Raw genomic sequence first — 1372 nt, forward strand, 5'->3', positions numbered from 1 at the left:
GGCGGTAACTCAAAGTGTAGTGACGAATGCGAGCGGTGAATTCAGCTTTACAGGCTTAATTGAATCAAATGCCGATGGCTATACCATCACGCAAACAGCGAGTGGCGATCACCAAACCGGTAATCGCTACATTGGTACTGAAGCAGGCGTAGTCAGCAATGTCGCCAAAGTGGTGGTCGGCACAGACGCAACGCCAGAGCTTAAATTTACAGAAAAACCAAAAGCGGGTGATAAGTCAGTATCAGGTACCGTGTTCTTGGATGTGAACCAAGATGGCACAGTTGATCAAAATGATGCGTTGCTAAAAGACATGACGGTCACGATCACGGGTACTGATAAATATGGCCAAACGGTAAATCAAAGTGTAGTAACGAATGCGAGCGGTCAATTCAACTTCACAGGTCTGATTGAATCCAATGCAGATGGCTACACCATCACGCAAATAGCGAGTGGCACTTACCAAACCGGTAATCGTTACATTGGCTCAGGCGCAGGCGTGGTCAGCAATATCGCAAAAGTGGTAATCAGCACAGACGCAACACCAGAGATCAAATTTACAGAAAAACCAAAAGCGGGTGATAAGTCAGTATCAGGTACCGTGTTCTTGGATGTGAACCAAGATGGCACAGTTGATCAAAATGATGCGCTGCTAAAAGACATGACGGTCACGATCACGGGTACTGATAAATATGGCCAAACGGTAAATCAAAGTGTAGTGACGAATGCGAGCGGTGCGTTCATTTTCACAGGTCTGATTGAATCAAATGCCGATGGTTACACCATTACGCAGACAGTAAGTGGCACTTACCAAACGGGTAACCGTTATATCGGCTCAGATGCTGGCGTTGTGAGCAATATCGCCAAAGTGGTGGTCGGCACAGACGCAACACCAGAAATCACCTTCACAGAGAAACCAAAAGCGGGTGATAAGTCGGTTTCAGGTAAGGTGTTCTTGGATATCAACCAAGATGGCACGGTTGATCAAAACGATGGGCTTCTCAATGGGATCACCGTCACCATCACAGGCACGGATAAATTTGGTCAGGTGGTGGACACCACAACGACGACCAATGCCAACGGTGAATTCAGCTTTACAGGCTTAATTGAATCAAATGCCGATGGCTATACCATCACGCAAATAGCGAGTGGAGATCACCAAACAGGTAATCGCTACATTGGTTCAGGCACAGGCGTTGTCAGCAATATCGCAAAAGTCATTGTCGGCACAGAGGCAACGCCAGAAATCACCTTCACAGAGAAACCAAAGGCTGGTGACAAATCTATCTCAGGTCGTGTATTTGTGGACATCAATCAAGATGGCACAAATAACGGCAATGACTTTGTACTTACAGGTATTGCGATCACGCTAACA

At 46.5% G+C, this 1372-nt stretch carries 1 protein-coding gene; it reads left to right on the top strand.

Annotated features, from left to right (window positions below; translation table 11 throughout):
* A partial coding sequence (locus L1077_RS27120; RefSeq protein ID WP_237139876.1) for an SdrD B-like domain-containing protein occupies nt 1-1372 on the top strand: 1372 nt, incomplete at both ends.

It is taken from the genome of Pseudoalteromonas luteoviolacea, from assembly GCF_021654285.1.
Taxonomy (GTDB): Bacteria; Pseudomonadota; Gammaproteobacteria; order Enterobacterales; family Alteromonadaceae; genus Pseudoalteromonas; species Pseudoalteromonas luteoviolacea_J.